Origin of the sequence: Veillonella tobetsuensis (assembly GCF_002959935.1) — a bacterium.
GTDB lineage: Bacteria > Bacillota > Negativicutes > Veillonellales > Veillonellaceae > Veillonella > Veillonella tobetsuensis.
The window spans coordinates 474,331-495,914 of sequence record NZ_PPDF01000012.1 but is presented as its reverse complement, the minus strand read 5'-3'; the positions used below and the strand labels follow the sequence as shown (position 1 = coordinate 495,914).

Below are 21,584 nucleotides of genomic sequence, written 5' to 3'. Positions count from 1 at the left end.
CTAAGACTAGCGATCTTTCTTTTTCTCTTTTTTAGATTTAGACTGACTAGGTTTAGAATCAGTAGATTCTACATTGGATGAGGAATCATCATCTTTAGAGATTTCTTCTTTTTTATCCTTATCATCCTTTTTATCTTTGTCATCTTTTTTATCCTTGTCATCTTTTTTCTGTACTTGTTTGACAGGATTGAAATAGCCCTCGCTAACTGCAGCTTGTGCACTAGCAGGTACATTAAAGTCTGTAGCCGGTGTATTAGCTAATGCAGCAGACATGAATTGTCCCCACATTACAGCAGGTGTACTACCACCAGTAATACCGTGCAATGTTTCAGAACCGTAGTCATCGCCAATCCAAACTGCAGCAACTAGGTCAGGAGTATAACCAACAAACCAAGCATCTTTGGAATCATCTGTTGTACCTGTTTTACCAGCTGCAGGACGACCGATAGCAGCATTACCGCCAGTACCGCCGTTAATAACAGACTCTAGCATATTTGTAATAATAGCAGCATCTTTTTCTTCTACAACACGTTTTTCTTGGATGGAGTTTTCTTCAACAACTTGACCATTACGATCTACGATTTTAACGATAGCTGTTGGTTGTACCCTGATACCACCATTAGCAAGTACACCATAAGCTTGTGCCATTTCTAACGGTGATACACCTTGAGTTAAACCACCTAGTGCAGTAGACAAGTTGTTGTCGTCATCTGTAAGGGTGGTGATCCCCATTTTCTTAGCTAAGTCGATAATTCGGCTCATACCAACTTCGTCCGCAATTTTTACAGCTGGTACGTTGCGAGAATGTTGTAACGCATAGCGATAAGTAATATTGCCATCAAAGTTACGTTCATAGTTTTGAGGACGCCAACCATTAAAGTCAACAGGGCTGTCATCAATAATGGAACCAGGCGTTTTACCAGATTGAATAGCTGCTAAGTAAACAAAAGGTTTCATTGCAGAGCCAGGTTGACGTTCCGCTTGTGTAGCTCGGTTAAAGGAGTCATCGCCACGTCCACCGACCATAGCAACGATGTAACCATTATGTGGATTCATTGCAATAATAGCACCTTGCGGTTGATGTAGACCATTTTTATCTGTGTAGTAGTTAGGCAAGTTTTGCATTGCTGCTACAGCAGCATTTTGAGCATCCATATCTAAAGTGGTATAGATTTTTAAACCATCTTTATAAATAGCATCATCACCATATTTCTCAGAAACTTGAGCAATTACATAGTTGATGAAATAGGACGCATTGTTGTTTTCATGAGTTTGTTCTTGTTTTGCAATCAAGCCTAAATCAGCTTCGCGAGCTTCATCAGCCTTTTCTTGTGAAAGGTACCCATACTTTACCATTTGTCCCAATACAACAGCTTGGCGTTTTTTACCAGCCTCTAGATTGTTGAATGGGGAATAGTAGTTAGGGCTTTGCGGTAAGCCTGCTAGCATAGCACATTGTGCTAATGTTAAATCGCGCACATCTTTGCCAAAGTAAATATGAGCAGCAGATTGAACCCCGTAAGCACCTTGGCCGAAATAAATTTGGTTCATATACATTTCAAGAATTTCTTGTTTTGTATAATGTTGCTCAATTTTAATTGCTAACATAGCTTCAGAGATTTTACGTTTAAATGTTCTATCTTGGGATAGGAATGCATTACGTGCTAATTGTTGCGTGATTGTGGAACCACCTTCAGATACGCCACTATGCACAATGTTAACCCAGATAGCCCGTAAGATACCGATAGGGTCGATACCATGATGGCTGTAGAAACGAGAGTCTTCAGTAGCTACAAAAGCATCTTGTAATTCCTTTGGTACCTCGTTAATTGGAACAGGTAAACGGTTCTCGGTAGAATGAACAGTGGTAATTAAATTACCGTGAACATCATAAATCTGAGAAGATGCAGATGGCCTTACATTAGATACATCTGGAAGATTAGACATGGTAGCACTAATAAATCCGCAGCCACCACCTGCCACAATTAGAACTAATAATAAAACTATCATCCAAATTGTTTTCTTGGTAGATGTCTTTGGATTGCTCGAATCAGGAGTAGTTTTACGACGAGTTCTCGTATTTGAGTTATTACTCATAGAGTCACCTCTTTTTTAAAGTAAATATAACGTAAAATATATTACGCAGTTATAAACATTATACCATAAACGACATAAAACAAACACTATATATAATTGTGAAAGCCTACTTATAATGGTATACTATAGAGAACAGATTTTATGTAGGAGGATTTCCATGATTACAGCACAAGAACAAGTTCGCCAAATTACACATGGCGTATCTGGAATAATTAATGAAGAAGACTTAGTCAAAAAAATAGAACGTTCCATTAAAGAGAATAAACCATTGATCGTAAAATTGGGCCTCGATCCTACGGCTCCTGACATTCATTTAGGTCATACTGTACCACTTCGTAAGCTTCGCTTGTTCCAAGAGTTTGGCCATCAAGTGGTTATTGTAATCGGCGGTTTTACGGCTCGTATTGGTGACCCTACTGGTAAAAGCGTAACACGCCCACCACTTACTAAGGAAGAAGTATTAAAAAATGCGGAAACTTATAAGACACAAATCTTTAAGGTATTAGACCCTGAAAAAACAATTGTACGCGATAATAGTGAATGGCTTGAATCCATGAACTTCGCTGATGTACTTCGCTTGGCAAGTTCTTATACAGTAGCACGTATGATGGAGCGCGATGACTTTGATAAACGTTACAAAGAAGGTCGTCCTATTGGTGTACATGAATTTATGTATCCATTGATGCAAGGTCAAGACTCTGTAGCATTGCATGCAGATGTTGAATTTGGTGGTACAGATCAAACTTTCAACTTACTTATGGGTCGTCACTTGCAAGAATTGGCAGGACAAGAACCTCAAGTAGTTATTACTATGCCATTGCTCGAAGGCCTTGACGGCGTTCAAAAGATGAGTAAATCCTTGGGTAACTACATCGGTATCGATGAAGCACCTAAAGATATGTATGGTAAAGCCATGTCTATTCCTGATGAATTGATGATGCGTTATTTCATGCTTGTTACGGATATGACTATCGAAGATCAAGACGACATGGAAGAACGTTTGGAAAATGGCACATTGCATCCACGTGATGCAAAAATGCAATTGGCAAAAACTATCGTTCGTTTATATCATGGTGAACAAGCAGCTCAGGAAGCGGAAGATGAATTTAAACGCGTATTCCAACAACATGCATTGCCAACAGATATTCCTGAATATGCTATGGATACACCTAGCGAAGCTATTTTCGTACCACAATTCTGTACGGATACTGGCTTAACTGCTTCCAATGGTGAAGCTCGCCGCTCCATTAAAGCTGGTGCTTTCAAAGTGAATGGTGAAAAATACGGCGAAGAAAACCTAGTCCTTGAAGATGGCATGATTGTTCAAGTTGGTAAACGTAAATTTATCAAAATTAAATTTAACTAATGAGTTGATACTCTTTTTTGTTACAACATTCAATAGAAATAACGGATAGCTGATATGATTAGCTATCTGTTATTTTTTATAACTTAAAATTTAATTATAGATTAATTTTGTTATAAAATTAGAGAGAATGGTTGGTTAATAGATATAAAATCTATTAATTTATCTATGGTATATGTATGAAACCTGAATTTGTTCCATGGTTATGGATTATTTATGTGGCTTATGTTTTATATAAAAGATATAAAGAAAACAGTCGTTTAGAAAACTATGAAATCACACTTGCTGTATTAAGTTTAATAGCTGTATGTGGTGGTTATTTTTTAGCACTATATTTCAACCTTAGTAATACTGGTATATTTTGGGTTAATTTATCTTTTTTTCTGAGTATTATTCTGATGAAAATGGTATTTGGAGTATAATCAATGGAAATAATAAAATGGCTTGGATTCAATACAATTCCAATAGGTATTATTATATCTATATTTCTATTAATTTATGGGAAGATAAAACATATTAAATATTTAGATCCTGAGGTTCCATTAGGACGTTTATTTTTCTTTGTGGGGAATACATTTGCACTCGGTATTGGATTTTTTTCAGTAAAATATGGACCAGCAGCAATGGACTCTAAAACCATTACCGAGGGTATTATGTATATCACTCTCGGGTATTCCTTTTGTATATATGGTTTTACTTTCTTTTTTATGACCGGTATGAGACGATCCTATGATATAGGATTTCCATTTTGGATCTATCCTCTATTTATTGTTGTTACTAGTTTAAGTAGACTTATTGACGAAGATATCTTCCAATTTCTGCTTCTAGGCATGTATATTTTCTTATTAGAGCCTGGAAGAACGAATGAGTAAGTAAAATATAGAGTAATACTTAATACAGAGTTAGTGCCTAATTTTAAGTAGTATTTTATATGAGATATTCACTAGGAGTGCGATAAATGGAAATAATTAATTGGTTTGGTTTTGCCATGCTTCCAATAGGTATTATAATTTCTATATTATTAATAATATTTGGAACGATAAATCAGGTTAAGTTTATAAATCCTAGAGTTCCCTTAGGACGCTTACTTTTCTTTTTCGGAAGTGGATTTTCTTTTGTAGTAGCTGTTATATCTTTAAAGTATGGCCATAGTGCGTTGTATGCTAATACATTTAGCGAGGGATTAATATATAATATTCTTGGGTATTCATTTTGTATTTATGGTTTTACTTTCTTTTTTATGACAGGTATGAGACGAGCTTCTGATATCGGGATTCCATTTTTGGTATACCCTGTTTTTATAATATTAATTTTATTAAGTAGATTCATAAATGAAGAGATTTCTGAGTTTCTTTTTTTAGGTATGTATATTTTCTTATTACAGCCAGGCAGAAATAACAATTAAGTAATAGCTATATTAACTTTTAAAAGATGATTGTCTATTATTAGGCAATCATCTTTTTTAGTTTCTATTCAGATTAATTAGTATATTAATGCCTATAAAAATTGACATAATTTAAATTAAGGTATACTATTTATATGTAAAAGGTTTAATGTGTTGCACTAATTGCAAATAGGAGGTTCTCACATGAATCGCGAAACAGCTTATGTATTATGGTTTGATGAATTAAAACGTGAAGATGTAAATTTAGTAGGTGGTAAATCCTCATCCTTAGGTGAATTAACTTCCTCTACAAATGTACCCGTACCTTATGGTTTTGCAACAACTGCATATGGGTATCGTGAATTTATGAAAGAAACTGGTCTTGAAGATCGTATTCGTCAAGAGTTAGATAGTTTAGATGATGTAGAAAACTCTGCATTACTTCGCGAAGTTTGTACAAAAATCCGCCGTATGATTTGTCAAGAAGAAATGCCTGTAGCATTGGCTGAAGCAATTCGCAAATCCTATGAAGAACTAGGTGAAAAAGTAGGCGAAAAAGATCCTTTCGTTGCTGTTCGTTCTAGTGCCACTGCAGAAGATTTACCAGATGCTAGTTTCGCAGGTCAACAAGATACCTATTTGAACGTGCGTGGTGCAGATACAATCATTGAAAAAGTAAAAGAATGTTATGCATCCACATTTACTGATCGTGCAACATATTACCGTGTAAAACAAGGCTTCGACCACATGACAGTAGCATTAAGTGCAGCTGTACAAATGATGGTATTCTCTAAATCTGCTGGTGTTATGTTCACTGTTGATCTTGTAACAGGTAATGACAACAATATTTTGATTGAAGGTTCTTGGGGCCTTGGTGAATATGTAGTACAAGGTACTGTAACACCAGATAATTTCCGTGTAGATAAACAAAAAATGGTTATTACTGACCGTATGATTAACGATAAAAACGTTCGCCTTGTACGTAAAGCTGATGGCGATTGCATAGAAGAAATCGTTCCTGCTGATGAAGCGAAACAACAAGTTCTTTCCGATGAACAAGTGTTGGAATTAGCAGAATATGCTAAAGCTATTGAAAAACATTATGGTTGCTACATGGATATGGAATGGGGCGTAGATGAAAGAAATGATAAGATTTGGATTCTTCAAGCCCGTCCAGAAACAGTATGGTCTAGAAAGGATAAGTCTGAAAAAGTAGAGGATACAGCGGTTGCCACTACTACAGATCGTGAAATTGTAGTTAAAGGTTTACCAGCATCCCCTGGTAAAGCTGTTGGTAAGGCACATGTCATCATCAATCCTGAAGATATTGATGAATTTAAAGAAGGCGAAATCCTTGTTACAGCTATGACAGCACCTGATTGGGTTCCAGCTATGAAAAAAGCGAAAGCTATCGTTACAGATGCAGGTGGCATGACTTGTCATGCGTCTATCGTTAGCCGTGAACTTGGTATTCCTTGTATCGTTGGTACTAAGAGTCGTAGCCATGAAGCTACTACTTCTATTAAAGATGGTCAAATGATTACAGTTGATGCTACAAATGGCATTGTTTATGATGGCGTCCTTGAAGATGTAGTTAAAACTGCAGCTCCTCAAGAACAAGCTGTTGTTGCTAGCGAATATATTCCAGTAACAGGCACTAAGGTTTACATGAACTTAGGTGATCCTGATTTGGCAGAAAAATATGGTGTATTACCTTGTGATGGTATTGGCCTTATGCGTGAAGAGTTCATTTGGACTACATTCATTCATGAACATCCATTACACCTCATTGAAACAGGTCGTAGTGATTTTGCTGTAAATACATTGGCTGAAGGTATGCGTAAAGTGTGTCAAGCATTGGCACCTCGTCAAGTTGTAGTTCGCTTAAGTGACTTTAAATCCAGCGAATACCGTGACCTTAAAGGTGGTGACAAATACGAACCACATGAATCCAGTGCATTACTTGGCTGGCGTGGGGCGTCTCGTTACTACGATCCTAAATATTTACCAGCTTTCAAATTAGAATTAGAAGCTATTAAAAAGGTACGTAATGAATATGGTTTCAAAAATTTACAAGTAATGATTCCGTTCTGCCGCACTGTGGAAGAGGCTGAATTAGTTACTGATTTGATGGCACAAGAGGGTCTTAAACGCAGTAAAGAGTTCAAAATTTGGTTAATGGCTGAAATTCCATCCAATATTATTTTGGCTGACCAATTCAATAAATTTGTAGATGGTTATTCCATTGGTTCTAATGATTTAACTATGTTAGTTCTTGGTTGTGATCGTGATAATGAAACGGTTCAACATATTTATGATGAACGCAATTTAGCAGTACGTCGTGCTATTCGTCATTTAATTGAAGTGGCTCATAAAGACGGTAAAACTGTTTCTATCTGTGGTCAAGCACCTAGTGTATATCCTGAACTTTGTGAATTCTTAGTTAAGAGTGGTATCGATTCCATTTCTGTAAATCCAGATGCTGTTAAGAATACTAAGAAAATGGTAGCTCAAATTGAACAACGTATGATGCTCGATGCACTTACAGGTCGTGGTCGCCAAGAAGTAGAAGACCTTGAATGGTAATAAAGACATACTTTATTTAATAACAAAAAGAGGAGGCGCATAAGCCTCCTCTTTTTCTAAATTGATACATAGGATATAATACTTATATGTGAAAGGGGGGACGGGTGTGAAACTTTCAAAACGACAAGAAGCAATAGCTCATATTGTACGAGAAAATGGACCAGTTACAGGTAGTGCTATAGCAGAGCATTTAGATGTAACACGGTCAGCATTGCGTTCAGATTTAGCGGTGCTCACTATGATTGGTGTGTTAGAGGCTCGACCTAATGTGGGTTATTATTATGTAGGATTGTCGCCGAAGAATCAAACTGCTGAGATTTTAAGATCTTATAGCGTACATGATGCACTGTCACAAGCCGTTATCGTGTCGCCTGAGACTAATTTATATAATACGATTGTAACCATGTTCACAGAGGATGTGGGAACAATTTTAGTTTGTGAAGATTCATATTTACAAGGGGTTGTATCTCGCAAAGATTTGTTGCGTGCCTCTATGGGGCAAACAGATCCACATACGATGCCTATATCTATGATTATGACACCCGTTAGTAAATTAATTGTTGTAGAACCTAGTGATTCCTTGGCTGTAGCAGCGCAAAAGATGATTGACTACGAAGTCGATTGCCTCCCTGTTGTTGTTAGAGAAGATGATGAATCGCAAGATAATCCAAAGCGGCGGTTAAAGGTGGTTGGACGTGTATCTAAGACGACCGTAACTAAAGCTTTTTTAGAATGTAGTACTCAAGAGGTATAAATAATGGCTGAAAAAATAATTTATGCGATTTCAGATTCTTTAGGTGAAACGGCAGAGGCTGTTGCAAGAGCGACAGCAAGTCAGTACGATAAGGAACAAATTGAAATTGTTCGCATTCCATATATTGAAGACGAAGCTCAAATTGATGAGATTATAGCAGATGCTAAAAATGGTAATCATGTAATTTGCCATACAATTGTCTCTAGTTCTTTGCGCAGTTATTTACATGAAAAAGCAGCAGAAAATAATATCCCTGCTGTTGATATTATGGGGCCTGTACTAGATGCGGTAGGTACAGTAGCATCTACTAAGCCGCGTATGACTGCTGGTATGGTTCATAAATTAGATCAAGAGTATTTCAAAAAGGTAGAAGCTATTGAGTTTGCTGTAAAATATGATGATGGTAAGAATCCTTCTGGTTTTGAAAAGGCCGATATTGTTATCATCGGTGTTTCCCGTACAAGTAAAACACCATTATCTATGTTTTTAGCATATAAAAAAATTAAGGCTGCCAACTTACCATTGGTACCAGAGGTGCCGTTGCCTGAGGAATTATTTAAAATTCCATCTAAAAAAATAGTAGGCTTAATCATTGACCCATATAAATTGAATAATATCCGCAGCGAACGTTTACGTGCAATCGGCCTAGAGGATGAAGCTAATTATGCTTCTATTGAGCGTATTAATTCTGAATTAGAGTATGCTAAGGCTATTATGCGTCGTCTACATTGTCAAGTACTTGATGTTTCAAATAAATCTATTGAAGAAACAGCATCTCTTGTTATGCAATTAGTAGACAAAAATCGTATGTCTGAAGGAAAATAAATAGGGGAGGCGCAAGCCTTCCCTATTATCAAATACCATGATGTTTACAATATTGATGAAGAGGAACTATGAATATTAGAGAACATATAGAAGAACGGGAGGATTTGCTATTATCCCCGTATGCAGCTAGAAGTAGTGCTGCATTACGAGATATAGATGAGGAACCAGATCCACTGCGTACGGCGTTTCAGCGCGATCGAGATAGAATTATACATAGCAAATGTTTTCGTCGTTTAAAACATAAAACACAAGTATATATTGCACCGGGGGATCATTATAGAACGAGAATGACCCATACTCTTGAAGTAGGACAAATAGGGCGTACTGTAGCACGTGCTCTTAGACTGAATGAAGACTTAGTCGAAGCTATTGCTATGGGGCATGATGTGGGCCATACTCCCTTTGGTCATGTCGGTGAATATGCTTTGCGTGACTTGGTAGGTCATTTCAATCATAATGAACAGAGTTTACGTATGGTTGAAGTGTTAGAGAAACATGGCAATCGTCAAGGGCTTAATTTAACGAGAGAAGTTCGTGATGGTATTTTAGGCCATACGGGGCCGACTATACCGACCACATTGGAAGGGCAGATTATTCGTATTGTTGACCGTATTGCGTACTTGTGTCACGATTATGATGATGCACAACGGGCTGGTATGCTAGAAGCTAACGATTTACCAGAAGAAGTGCGATTTTATTTTGGCGATACTCCGTCTAGTATGATTACGGCCATGGTGAAAGATATGGTTGAACAATCGTTGGATAAGCCAGCGATTCAGATGTCTGCTGATATTGAAAGCACGATGAATGTGTTTAGACAGTTTATGTTTAAAAATGTATATCTAGCACCTGCATTAATTCCTGACCGTAATAAGGCCGCTCATGTAGTAAAAAATTTATTTACATACTTTATGGAGCATCCAAGTGATATAGAAACCTATGTAGAACGAAATGGTGTGTATTCCACTGTTGATATTGTCGATTATGTGGCAGGATTAACAGATCAATATGCTATAAAATTATTTAAAGATTACTTTATTCCAAATATTACGCTGTAATAGGGCGACAAAAAGACCGTTACCATTTGGTAACGGTCTTTTTGTTTAAGAGTACATGTACTATTTATTTTACGCGCGTGTAATTTTATTAGAACGAAGGCAGCGTGTGCATACATTTACTTTTTTTGTAGCACCGTCTACAACCGCCCGTACTCTTTGAATGTTCGGTTTCCAAGTTTTTCTTGTGCGAATGTGAGAATGACTCACGTTCATACCGCTAGATGTGGATTTGCCACATACTTCGCAAAGGTTTGCCATAGTTTCCACCTCCAAGCTTAATCTATAACATAACAAAAGTATATTATCATAAAGACAAGGTTTAAGCAAGTGTTTTTACTACATACATTGAGATTTTATGAAATATACTACAATATTTGGTATACTATAGCTAATATTGTAGTCGAAATGTATGAGCTATGGCAAGAGATTTATAAAAATGGATATAGCTTCATTATATTCATAACTATTTTATATGTGAGGCATTATGATAAACGAAGCTTTGACCTCTATTAAAGGGATTGGTCCTGGTCGAGAAAAACAACTTCATAAATTAGGCATCAACAATGTATCAAATTTGTTGGTCTATTTTCCACGTTCCTATGAGGATAGACGAAAGATTTTTTCTATTAAAGAGTTAGAAAATGGGGTTACTGCCGGTGTTGTGGGGACAGTCGTATCCATTATGGAGAAAAAACCTCGTCCACGTCTATCTATATTAGATATTACCATTACTGATGGTACAGGGCCTATGAAAATTGTTTTATTTAATCAAGGCTATAAAAAGAACTTTTACAAAAAAGGGCAACGCCTCTATGCGTACGGCAAGGCAGAATTCCAATACGGCTCTATGCAGATGAATTCACCTCAAATTGAAAACCTTGGCACTGATGCTATGCCTGATACGGGAATTGTACCCATTTATCCTTTAGCAGAGGGGGTATCGCAATATGTTGTGCGTTCCTCTATTCGTAATTGGTTTGATGCACACCACACAATGGATGAGATTATGCCGCCTGAAATTAGAGCGAATCATATGACTATGAATCGATATGATGCATTTAAAGAGATGCATTTTCCTTCTAGTAGTGAAAGCTATGAAAAAGCACGATATCAATTAGCTTATGAAGAACTATTTATCATGCAGTCCGGACTTGTACTTCTTAGAAATAAGGAACAATGTCATGTGGGACCCAAGATGGAGCCTGATGGAGTGTTAATGGAACAGTGTAAGGAAAATCTACCCTTTCAGTTAACTGGTGATCAGGAGCGTGCTATATCTGAAATTTCACAAGATATGCAAGATGAGCGGCCTATGCAACGCTTATTACAAGGTGATGTAGGCTCTGGTAAGACCGTTGTAGCCACGTTGAGTCTGGTGAAAGCCGTAGAAAACGGGTACCAAGCAGTTATCATGGCGCCTACAGAAATCCTGGCCACACAGCATTATGAAGGGATTACTGAGCTTTGTAAACATTTACCAATTAATATTGCCTTACTAACAGGTTCTACATCTAAAAAAGAAAAAGATAGAATCTATGAGGAGTTGCAAAATGGAACGATTCAACTGATAATTGGAACCCATGCACTCATTCAAGATAAGGTACAATTTAAAAATCTAGGACTAGTTATCATTGACGAGCAACATCGATTTGGTGTAAATCAGCGTGCTGCATTACAGCATAAAGGTGTATATACACACGTTCTAATTATGACCGCTACGCCTATACCAAGGACGATGACCTTATCTGTTTATGGTGATTTAGCAGTATCTATTATTAAAGAAATGCCACCAGGGCGTAAACCGGTAAAAACATATGTGGTAGATAGTTCTTATAAAGAGCGATTGCGTGTGTTTTTTGGTAAAGAAATGACCATAGGACATCAAGTGTATGTAGTTTGTCCTTTAGTAGAGGAGTCTGAAAAGCTTGATTTACAAGCAGCGGAAGAACTTTTCTTAGAACTAAAAGATTATTTTTATAAAAGTTTTGAGGTGGGGCTCGTACATGGTCGCATGAATCCCAAAGAAAAAGATGAAGTAATGCAAGCCTTTCATGAGGGGCACATTCAATTACTCGTATCCACCACGGTTATTGAGGTTGGCGTTAATGTTCCTAATGCGACGATTATGTGTATAGAAGGGGCGGAGCGGTTTGGATTATCTCAGCTACACCAATTACGGGGGCGCGTTGGTCGCGGCGATATACAAGCCTATTGTATCTTAGTTAGTGATTCAAAGGGTGATGTAAGTCAAGAACGATTGCGACTAATGGAATCGACGCATGATGGATTTGAATTGGCAGAACAAGATTTATTACTTCGTGGTTCTGGACAATTGTTTGGTTTAGCCCAGTCTGGTCTGCCTGATTTACGGATTGCTAATATTATTAAAGATATTGATATATTGGTACAAGCCCGTAATGATGTACTGTCCTATATCCGTGAATTTGGCATCGAACAATTAGAAAAGTATATGAAATTGGAATTAGAAAAAAGATTTGGTGAAAAATTTCTTAGAATATTGTATAATTAAGAGGTAAGGCTAATAATCATATAAGGTGTGATAATACTAGGTTTTATCTAGCTTTCCCCTTGTATATAATGGCCTATTCTCGTATAATAGAAAAAACAATATTATTGTATTTATGGAGGTGCCCTATGCCATTAATTCATGTTGAACTTGTAGAAGGTCGTACAAAAGAACAAAAAAAACAATTAGGTGAAGCAATCACTAAAGCTACTGTAGAAATCGTAAACGTACCTGCAGAAGCTGTAAAAGTTATTTTTGTAGATATGAAAAAAGATGATTTTATGGAAGGCGGCATTTTGCGGTCTGAACGCTAATGAAAGCTACGATTATCCTCTCTAGCCCGTGAGGGCTAGTGAGGGTCGTAGTTTTGTTTTTTATTATACGAGAAAGGAAAAATAAATGAGAGACGATAAATTTGGTATGCGTGGATTAACTTTTGATGATGTGTTATTGGTACCTGCTGCATCTGATGTGTTACCATATCAAGTAGACTTGAAAACACAATTGACACGCGATATTACACTTAATATTCCAATGATTAGCTCTGGTATGGATACTGTAACTGAGTCCCGTATGGCTATTGCCATGGCTCGTGAAGGCGGTATGGGTGTTATCCATAAAAATATGTCCATTGAGGAACAAGCTCATGAAGTTGATACGGTAAAACGCTCTGAGCATGGTGTTATCGTTGATCCGATTTTCCTTAGCCCTCAAAATCTTCTATCTGATGCAGAAGAATTGATGCACAAATATAAAATTTCTGGTGTTCCTATTACAGAACATGGTAAACTAGTAGGGATCATTACAAATCGCGATATGCGTTTTGAAACTGATTTAACCCGTCAAATTGGCGAATGTATGACTAAGGAAAACTTAGTAACAGCTCCAGAAGGGACTTCCTTGGAGATGGCTAAATCCATTTTGAGTCAACATCGCATTGAAAAATTACCATTAGTTGACAAAGAGGGGAATTTAAAAGGTTTAATTACAATTAAAGATATTGAAAAAGCTACAAAATATCCTAACTCTGCTAAAGATTCTAGTGGTCGCCTCTTAGTTGGTGCTGCAGTCGGCGTATCTAAGGATATGTATGATCGTTTAGATGCTCTTGTAGCAGCTAAAGCAGATGTTATCATTGTTGACACAGCTCATGGCCATTCTGCTGGTGTATTGCGTACGTTAAAAGAAATTAAGCAAGCATATCCACATATTCCTGTTATTGCTGGTAATGTGGCAACTGCAGCTGGTACAGAGGCTCTTATTGAAGCTGGTGCTGATGCTGTTAAAATTGGCATTGGACCTGGTTCCATTTGTACAACACGCGTTATTGCTGGTATTGGTGTACCTCAAATTACTGCGGTTTATGAGTCTGCTCAAGTGGCAAGACGTTATGGCATTCCTATTATTGCCGATGGGGGCATTAAATACTCTGGCGATATTGCAAAAGCCATTGCAGCTGGTGCTAATGTTGTAATGATGGGCAATATTCTTGCTGGTACTGATGAAAGCCCAGGGGAACAAGTTATTTACCAAGGTCGCTCCTATAAGGTTTACCGTGGCATGGGTAGCTTAGGTGCTATGAAGCTTGGTAGTAAAGATCGTTATTTCCAATCAGAAGCTAAGAAATTAGTTCCTGAAGGTATTGAAGGCCGTGTACCTTATAAAGGTATGTTGGCAGATACAATTTTCCAAATGGTTGGTGGGTTACGTGCAAGTATGGGATACTGTGGTTGCCATGATATTAAAGAAATGATTGAAAACACTCAATTCATTCAAATTACGGCAGCAGGCTTGAAAGAAAGTCATCCACATGATGTAAGTATCACCGTAGAAGCACCTAACTATAGTGGTTTATAATGGAGTATTACTTTGAGTAAACGTATTTCGGTATTATCTGTCCCTATTGATTGCATCACTATGGACGAAGCAGTTTCAAAAATTATAGAGTTGACAAAGCAACCAGGGCTACATCTTGTAGCAACTGCCAATGCTGAAATGGTTATGCTAGCAAATCAGGATCCCGTGTTACACGGGATCTTGAATTCCGCTAGTTTAGTTGTTCCTGATGGGGCTGGCATATTATGGGCTGCAGAGCGCATGGGGGAAAGAGTACCTGAACGTGTTACTGGTGTTGATGTTACTAAAGAATTGTTTAAGGTTGCTGCAGATACGCAAATTCCTGTATATTGTTTAGGTGCGGCACCAGGTGTAGCAGAACAAGCTGTTTCTAATTTACAAGAAATGTTTGGGCCTATTAATATTGCGGGGATTCATGATGGTTTCTTTGATGAAGCTGAGGAACACCGTATTATTAAAAATATTGAAGATACGGGTGCTAAACTTGTATTTGTTGCATTAGGTGTGCCAAAACAAGAACAATGGATTTCAGAAAAATTATCCTCTTTACAAGGCGTTGTTGCCATTGGTATAGGAGGGTCTTTTGATGTATTGGCTGGAAACATTCCACGAGCACCACAGTGGATGCAAAAAAATCGTTTAGAATGGTTATATAGACTATATTTAGAACCTAAACGTATTGGCCGTATGTTGGCCATACCGAAATTTATGTGGACTGTTATTAAGAATAAATAGGGGAGTTAAGTTGTGCCTACAGGACCAATTATAAAAGAAGGATTTCCTTTAATCGGGGTAATGCTCTTCATTACGATTATAGCGGCGTGTTTTGGACATTATAGTATCGCAATTATTACATTTATTTTGGCATTATTCTTTGTGAACTTTTTTAGAAATCCAAAACGTAATATTCCAACTGATCCGGATGCTATTTTATCTCCAGCTGATGGAAAGGTAATGGAAATTGAAGACGTATATGAAGACTTGTATTTACATCGAGAATGTAAAAAGGTAACAATCTTTTTATCTGTTTTTGATGTGCATGCAAATCGTGCTCCTATTGAAGGTAAAATTACATATCGTCATTATACGATGGGCAGTTTTTTGCCTGCTTTTAAAGAAGATGTGGGATTTGAAAACGAACGTCATACAATTTGCATAGAGAACGATAAAACAGAAGTTCTTGTAACACAAATTGCTGGATTATTAGCGCGACGTATCGTTTCATGGACAGATCTTGATAGTGTATTAGAACGTGGTCAGTTATATGGTATGATTAAATTCGGTTCATGTACTGAAATTTACATGGATAAAAATGTAGAAATTTGTATCGAAAAAGGTCAACATATTACTGGTGGCGATACAATTATCGGGAGGCTCCGTCATGAATAAATCAATCATTCCAAATTTATTTACCAGTGCTAATCTAGCATTTGGTGTTATCGGTATTACATTATCTGCTACAGGAAATACCTTTTGTGCTGCTATATGTGTGCTATTATCTCTACTTGCGGATGGGTTAGATGGCCGTGTAGCTCGTGCATTAGGCGTAGCGGGCCCTATGGGACGTGAATTAGATTCTTTATCTGATGTAGTCGGTTTTGGTGTTGCTCCAGCCTATATGTTATATATAAGTGATTTACAGGGATTAGGGTGGCTTGGATATGTACCTTTGTTAGCATTTTCTGTACTAGGTGCTTTTCGCTTGGCCCGCTTTAATATTAAAACTGATGAAGTACATGGTTATTTTGAAGGTCTACCAATTCCAGCAGCCGGTTGCTTAGCTGCTACCTATGTATTATGTGGCGTGCAAGTGCCTCAGTTTGTCTTATTTGTGTCCATGATTCTCGTTGGTATTCTTATGGTTAGTGAAGTTAAATATCCTGATTTTAAGGGGCATAGTGCAGTTCGTATCAGTAAGATTGCCGTAGCATTGGTAGCTCTCGTCGTTATCGGTGCTTTAGTATATGATTGGCATACATGGGCTGTTATGATTTTTACTGGATATGTGTTGTTTGGTCTGTTTAATACGGCGTTAAATATAGTGCGCAAATAGACTGTGGAGGTTTGTCTTATGGATTACCTACTGGATCTGATATTGATTCCTATGCAGGTAATAATCGTAATTTATACGGTTTATTATTTCGTACTTGCCGTAATAGGCATGTGGCGTTCTAGAGTTCATAAAAACTATACACCGAAAAATTCATTTGCCGTTGTTGTGTGTGCTCATAATGAAGAAGCGGTTGTTGGAGAACTTGTAAAAAATCTAAAAAGTTTAGATTATCCAGATGAGTTATATGATATCTTTGTTGTAGCTGATAATTGTACCGATAAAACTGCTGAAGTAGCTAGTGCTGCAGGTGCTAATGTGCATGAGCGTTTCAATAAAGAAGAGGTCGGCAAAGGCTATGCCATGGGCTGGATGTTTGATCGGGTAGAACAAATGGATAGGAAATATGATGCATTTCTTATCTTTGATGCCGATAATCTTGTACATCCACAATTCATGCTAGAAATGAATGATCATTTAGAAAAAGGTGAATCTGTAATCCAAGGATACTTAAACTCTAAAAATCCAACAGATTCTTGGGTTGCCGGTACATTTTCTATCATGTTCTGGATGGTTAATCATATGTGGCATTTGGCGAAATACCGCATTGGCTTATCTACTGCATTAGGTGGTACAGGTATGTGTATTCGCACATCAATTATTAAAGAGTACGGTTGGGATTGCACAAGCTTAACAGAGGATATGGAGTTCTCTATGAAGCTATTAACACATGGTCTTAAAACTACATGGGCTCACGATGCCATTGTGTATGATGAAAAAGTAACGACTATGATGGCTTCTTGTAAACAGCGTTTACGTTGGGCACAAGGTCAATTTGACTGCGCAGATCGTTATATTCCTAAATTATTTGCAGCAGGTATTAAGCAAGGTAATATTGTTATATTAGATGGTATTTTACAGGTTAGTCAGCCATATTTCTTGTTGTTAACAACAATATATTTGGTATTTTCATATATCAATGCATATGTGCCGATTTATACAAATATTTTGTATCAAATTATGCCGATGTCTGTATGGCAAATTATTGGTATTGGTCAATATTTGTTCCCACTTATTGTATTGTTAAAAATTAAGGTACCACCTAAAATTTGGTTTTATTATTTGCTATATCCTATTTTTGTATACTCTTGGGTACCAGTAAATATTTTAGGTTGGTTCCGTCGTCATAACAAGGAATGGTCTCATACGGTGCATACAAGAGCAGTTGGCTTAGATGATGTTAAATTAACCCGTATGGGCAATATGAATAAGAATAAAAAATAGAATCTGTAGGAGTGAATATGCATATATTAATGTGTAACGATGATGGCATTTTAGCTGATGGCTTACGCCAATTAGCGACGTATTTAAGTCAATATTATCGTATTACCGTTGTAGCACCAGCTACTGAGCAAAGTGCAAAATCCCATGCATTGACGACTGAGATTCCTTTAAAACTAGATGCGTACAATGGCGAGGATGAAAATCCTCGCCTTTATGCACTTACAGGAACTCCGTCGGATTGTATGAAATTTGGCCTTAGCTATTTATTAACTGATGATATGCCTGATCTTGTTATTTCTGGTATTAATCATGGCTTTAACTTAGGTTCTGATGTATTATATTCAGGAACTGTATCAGCCGCTATGGAAAGCTGTTTTTATGGGATTCCTGGCCTTGCATTATCTGTTGAACGTTACTCTACTGAGCGTGGTAATGAAATGCATCCATTTATTCATGATTTTATTGAAAAGATTTATGTAAATGGCAAGTTTGCTGGTTTACTAAATGTTAATTTCCCATTGCGTGGCGCTTGTGATTGGGATCATTTCAAAATGGTGAGGCAAGGTCTACAGACCTACAGTAATATAATCGATGCTCGTATTAATTCTAGAGGGCAAGATTACTATTGGTTGGCAGGTGATTTAGATTGCGGAAAAGAGGCTGTGCCTACTGATGTTGAATACGCTCGTAAGGGCTATATTACAGGTGTAACCTTGACTTGGAAACAACAAGATGATGATGCAATGCATACAGTAACAAATATTATGGAAAAAATATAAATTTTTTGTTGACAGACATTAGTAATTCCTATATAATTACAAATGTTCCGAGATGCCGGAGTGGCGGAATGGCAGACGCACTTGACTCAAAATCAAGCGGGTAACACCGTGTGGGTTCAAGTCCCACCTCCGGCACCAAATACAAGCGGAAATGCTTGCACAGGTGATAAGAGTAATCTTATCACCTGTTTTTTGTTTATATGGCTTGCATAGGATGATAGAGGTTACTATGGATATACAACATATTATGGATTATATACCAACAACATATACTTTACATCAACAAGAAGAGACTAAAACAATGGTTGATCTAAAACTATTAAAAGAAATACTAATTGATAGCTCTGTTAATCAATGCCAAGGATTTTGCTATAACTCAAAAAAAGATGTATTTGTATTGGCTTGTATTAATTCTCAAAATTCAAGACAAATCATATATGAATTAGATCCGAAGACCTTTGATATTGTAGGGACTTATCGCTTTCGCAATTCTACAGAACTTGCACATATGAATACTCTTACCTATAACCCAGATACTAACTTGTTATATACCACTAATGCCGTGGTTAATGGGCACCGTATCACCACTATAGATGCTGATACTATGACTATTGGTGAAACGATTACTATACCGGAACGGGTATTTAATCTTGGGTATGATATAAAGAAAAAACAGTTTGTCTCCATTGTACCTGTTAATGCGACAATGAGACGGATTAACTATTATACACCCCAGTTTGAATTAATACAGTCTAAAGAAATTGATGCCCATCATAATGACTTTAATAATAATGGCGCTTTTGCCTATGATGGTCGTACGATATTTGCTACCTTATCTACGGTGGTAACCATTGATAAATATGGTGCAGTATCTAAAATTACGCCTTTCCCCAAAGCCCTAGAAATTGAAGATATGGATATGCGCCATAATATGATGTATGCAGCAGTTAATGCAGGTCATAATGTTGCTATTTACAGTTTGATAAATTATTAATGTATGCAGTTCATCAATGATTAATACAGTCAAATTGTGTATAATAAATAGATAGACAATCGAATTTTTAAGGGGTTAGATGATGAGATTAGGTACGGATTTGATTGAAATAAATCGTATTCAACATGCGATAGAGCGATCAGAACGCTTTCATAAAAGGGTCTATACATCACAAGAAATTGCTTATTGTGAAAGTAAACATAAAGGGATGTATCAGTCTTATGCGGGAATCTATGCGGCAAAAGAGGCCTTTTTAAAGGCTTTAGGCACAGGTTTACGTTATGGTTCCTGGCAAGATATAGAGGTGGGGCATACCGACTTAGGTGCACCGAAACTATATATTACAGGACCATTTAGAGAGATATTAGATTCACAAGGACTTTCGAAGATTATTATTTCCATAAGTCATTGTAAAGATTATGCTATGAGTACAGTTATTTTAAAGGGGTAATCTATGTATAGTTTAACGAGAGAAGCATCACAACATATCGATGCCTATTTACCACGTCATTTACATGTGCCTTTGGAATTGCTCATGGAAAATGCAGGACGAGGTATTGCCGATGCCTTGGTGGATGTAAAAGGAAATCGCTTTCACGAGGATCCATTTACGGGAATGGTTCTATTTGTATGTGGCGTAGGTAATAATGGTGCTGATGGACTTGTGGCGGCCCGTCATTTGATGGAACAAGGTATTCCCGTTTCTATTGCGCTAGTAGGCGATGAATCTCATGGTAGTGAATTATTTAACAAACAGCTTACCATGGTACAGGCCATGCAGATTGATATTGTCTCATTTGAAAGTTTTAATGATTGGTCTCGCGTTCACGTCGTTGTAGAAGGATTGATGGGGACAGGATTTCAAGGTGAATTAAGAGAACCTGTAATCTCTGTACTACATGATATTGATGTGGAGCGCAATCAGCATGGATTTTCTTTGTGGGCTATCGATGTGCCGGCTGGTGTTGATGCCACTACGGGGCAGGCTTCTGATTACACATTATTTTATGATACGACAGTAACCTTTGGATCCATTAAGGAGGGATTATTATTATATCCTGGAAAATCCTTGGCGGGTACTGTTATTATCGCACCCTTGGGTGTGCCTTGGGAGTTAGCATTGGGATCAGAGGCACCATTTAACACATCCCATTATGTTTTGTATGACCGCTTGGCATCATTAGAACTCAGTGATCGTATGCCACAGTCACATAAAGGTGTTAATGGTAACGTTCTCATTATTGGCGGTTCAACCTCTATGATTGGAGCACCTATTATGAGTGGCGAGGCGGCAGTTCAAAGTGGTGCTGGCAAGGTTTCCTTAGCGGTTCCACAAAATGTACAATCTATTGTACAGTCTAAGTGCATACCAGAGGTAATGGTCTTGCCAATAGAGGAGAAGAACTCTATTAATTTAGAGACCTATGATGTAGTTGCTATTGGACCTGGTCTAGGCCGCACAGCGGAATCTAAAGAACTTGTTAATACGATTTTAGAACAGCAAGTAGGACATATGGTTATCGATGCAGATGGCTTGTATGCTCTTGGTACAATAGGACATGTGTATACTCATGATGACAAGTCCATTACTTATGAGGCAGATATGCTGTTCAAGGACTGTATTATGACGCCTCATCTAGGTGAATTTAGTCGCCTTATCGACAAATCTATTTCATATATTGAGAAACATTATGTGGAATTAGCTATTCAATTTGCAACGGCCCATAATGTGGTTCTTGTATTAAAAGGCATTCCGAGTTTAATAGCATTTCCAACTGGCGAGATTTACATTAATGGACAGGGAAATTCCGGTATGGGCACAGGTGGAATGGGTGATAGTTTAACCGGTATTATTACGTCTTTTGTAGCGCAAGGATATTCGTTACAATCTTCAGCCTTATTAGGTGTATATGTACATAGTCGAAGTGCAGATATTCTATGCGAAGAAAAACCTTGGGGCTATACGCCAAGTGATGTAAGTCGGAATGTAGGCGTAGTATTACAGGAGTTACTGAAAGGATAGTAA

At 37.4% G+C, this 21,584-nt stretch carries 21 protein-coding genes and 1 tRNA gene; 20 read left to right on the top strand and 2 right to left on the bottom strand.

Going from position 1 to position 21,584, the window contains the following annotated elements:
• Window positions 1-6 precede the first annotated feature (6 nt).
• Window positions 7-2,097: a transglycosylase domain-containing protein gene (locus tag VTHSUH11_RS08300; RefSeq protein WP_105093313.1), complete on the bottom strand. Its 2,091-nt coding sequence runs from the start codon at window positions 2,095-2,097 to the stop codon at window positions 7-9.
• A gap of 157 nt (window positions 2,098-2,254) precedes the next feature.
• Here VTHSUH11_RS08300 and tyrS point away from each other — a divergent pair, with 157 nt between their 5' ends.
• The 8 genes from tyrS to VTHSUH11_RS08260 all read left to right on the top strand — a co-directional run bounded on the left by tyrS (window position 2,255) and on the right by VTHSUH11_RS08260 (window position 10,067).
• Window positions 2,255-3,463: a tyrosine--tRNA ligase gene (gene tyrS, locus VTHSUH11_RS08295; protein ID WP_105093312.1), complete on the top strand. Its 1,209-nt coding sequence runs from the start codon at window positions 2,255-2,257 to the stop codon at window positions 3,461-3,463.
• A gap of 176 nt (window positions 3,464-3,639) precedes the next feature.
• Window positions 3,640-3,882 (top strand): Zn-dependent protease with chaperone function, encoded by a 243-nt coding sequence (locus VTHSUH11_RS08290; protein ID WP_105093311.1) that lies wholly within the window; start codon window positions 3,640-3,642, stop codon window positions 3,880-3,882.
• A gap of 3 nt (window positions 3,883-3,885) precedes the next feature.
• Entirely contained in the window at window positions 3,886-4,332 is a 447-nt protein-coding gene (locus VTHSUH11_RS08285) for a hypothetical protein (RefSeq protein WP_105093310.1), read from the top strand.
• Window positions 4,333-4,418: 86 nt separating this feature from the next.
• Entirely contained in the window at window positions 4,419-4,865 is a 447-nt protein-coding gene (locus tag VTHSUH11_RS09570) for a hypothetical protein (RefSeq protein WP_181143920.1), read from the top strand.
• 183 nt (window positions 4,866-5,048) lie between these two features.
• Entirely contained in the window at window positions 5,049-7,430 is a 2,382-nt protein-coding gene (ppsA, locus tag VTHSUH11_RS08275; RefSeq protein ID WP_105093309.1) for a phosphoenolpyruvate synthase, read from the top strand.
• A gap of 106 nt (window positions 7,431-7,536) precedes the next feature.
• A complete protein-coding gene (locus VTHSUH11_RS08270) occupies window positions 7,537-8,184 on the top strand; it encodes a helix-turn-helix transcriptional regulator (RefSeq protein ID WP_059362936.1) in 648 nt (215 codons plus the stop codon).
• Window positions 8,185-8,187: 3 nt separating this feature from the next.
• Window positions 8,188-9,009, top strand: coding sequence for a pyruvate, water dikinase regulatory protein (locus VTHSUH11_RS08265; protein ID WP_105093308.1), 822 nt, complete (start codon window positions 8,188-8,190; stop codon window positions 9,007-9,009).
• Window positions 9,010-9,077: 68 nt separating this feature from the next.
• Entirely contained in the window at window positions 9,078-10,067 is a 990-nt protein-coding gene (locus VTHSUH11_RS08260) for a deoxyguanosinetriphosphate triphosphohydrolase (RefSeq protein ID WP_105093307.1), read from the top strand.
• Between the two features lie 69 nt (window positions 10,068-10,136).
• Here the strand turns inward: VTHSUH11_RS08260 and rpmB are convergent, their stop codons facing one another.
• Entirely contained in the window at window positions 10,137-10,325 is a 189-nt protein-coding gene (gene rpmB, locus VTHSUH11_RS08255) for a 50S ribosomal protein L28 (protein WP_005386334.1), read from the bottom strand.
• A gap of 229 nt (window positions 10,326-10,554) precedes the next feature.
• On the opposite strand from rpmB, the gene recG reads away from it, so the two are divergent.
• The 12 genes from recG to VTHSUH11_RS08195 all read left to right on the top strand — a co-directional run bounded on the left by recG (window position 10,555) and on the right by VTHSUH11_RS08195 (window position 21,581).
• Complete coding sequence (gene recG / locus VTHSUH11_RS08250; protein WP_105093360.1) at window positions 10,555-12,597, top strand: ATP-dependent DNA helicase RecG; 2,043 nt, start codon at window positions 10,555-10,557, stop codon at window positions 12,595-12,597.
• Window positions 12,598-12,722: 125 nt separating this feature from the next.
• Window positions 12,723-12,908 (top strand): 4-oxalocrotonate tautomerase, encoded by a 186-nt coding sequence (locus tag VTHSUH11_RS08245; protein ID WP_059362912.1) that lies wholly within the window; start codon window positions 12,723-12,725, stop codon window positions 12,906-12,908.
• Between the two features lie 85 nt (window positions 12,909-12,993).
• Window positions 12,994-14,451, top strand: a complete 1,458-nt coding sequence (gene guaB / locus VTHSUH11_RS08240) for an IMP dehydrogenase (RefSeq protein ID WP_059362905.1) — start codon at window positions 12,994-12,996, stop codon at window positions 14,449-14,451.
• Window positions 14,452-14,463: 12 nt separating this feature from the next.
• Window positions 14,464-15,186, top strand: a complete 723-nt coding sequence (locus tag VTHSUH11_RS08235; RefSeq protein WP_059362901.1) for a WecB/TagA/CpsF family glycosyltransferase — start codon at window positions 14,464-14,466, stop codon at window positions 15,184-15,186.
• A 12-nt stretch (window positions 15,187-15,198) separates the two neighbouring features.
• Window positions 15,199-15,840 (top strand): phosphatidylserine decarboxylase family protein, encoded by a 642-nt coding sequence (locus tag VTHSUH11_RS08230; RefSeq protein ID WP_071824898.1) that lies wholly within the window; start codon window positions 15,199-15,201, stop codon window positions 15,838-15,840.
• Complete coding sequence (gene pssA, locus VTHSUH11_RS08225; protein WP_059362898.1) at window positions 15,833-16,504, top strand: CDP-diacylglycerol--serine O-phosphatidyltransferase; 672 nt, start codon at window positions 15,833-15,835, stop codon at window positions 16,502-16,504. Before VTHSUH11_RS08230 ends, pssA begins: the two co-directional genes overlap by 8 nt.
• An 18-nt stretch (window positions 16,505-16,522) precedes the next feature.
• The gene (locus VTHSUH11_RS08220; protein ID WP_059362894.1) at window positions 16,523-17,785 is read left to right on the top strand and encodes a glycosyltransferase family 2 protein; all 1,263 of its coding nucleotides are present in this window, start codon (window positions 16,523-16,525) and stop codon (window positions 17,783-17,785) included.
• A gap of 17 nt (window positions 17,786-17,802) precedes the next feature.
• Window positions 17,803-18,564, top strand: a complete 762-nt coding sequence (surE, locus tag VTHSUH11_RS08215; protein WP_105093306.1) for a 5'/3'-nucleotidase SurE — start codon at window positions 17,803-17,805, stop codon at window positions 18,562-18,564.
• Window positions 18,565-18,618: 54 nt separating this feature from the next.
• Window positions 18,619-18,702, top strand: a tRNA-Leu gene (locus VTHSUH11_RS08210).
• A 91-nt stretch (window positions 18,703-18,793) separates the two neighbouring features.
• Window positions 18,794-19,558 (top strand): hypothetical protein, encoded by a 765-nt coding sequence (locus VTHSUH11_RS08205; RefSeq protein WP_059362886.1) that lies wholly within the window; start codon window positions 18,794-18,796, stop codon window positions 19,556-19,558.
• Between the two features lie 82 nt (window positions 19,559-19,640).
• On the top strand, window positions 19,641-20,009 hold the full coding sequence (gene acpS, locus VTHSUH11_RS08200; RefSeq protein WP_059362883.1) for a holo-ACP synthase: 369 nt from the start codon (window positions 19,641-19,643) through the stop codon (window positions 20,007-20,009).
• A gap of 3 nt (window positions 20,010-20,012) precedes the next feature.
• On the top strand, window positions 20,013-21,581 hold the full coding sequence (locus VTHSUH11_RS08195; protein WP_105093305.1) for an NAD(P)H-hydrate dehydratase: 1,569 nt from the start codon (window positions 20,013-20,015) through the stop codon (window positions 21,579-21,581).
• Window positions 21,582-21,584 lie beyond the last annotated feature (3 nt).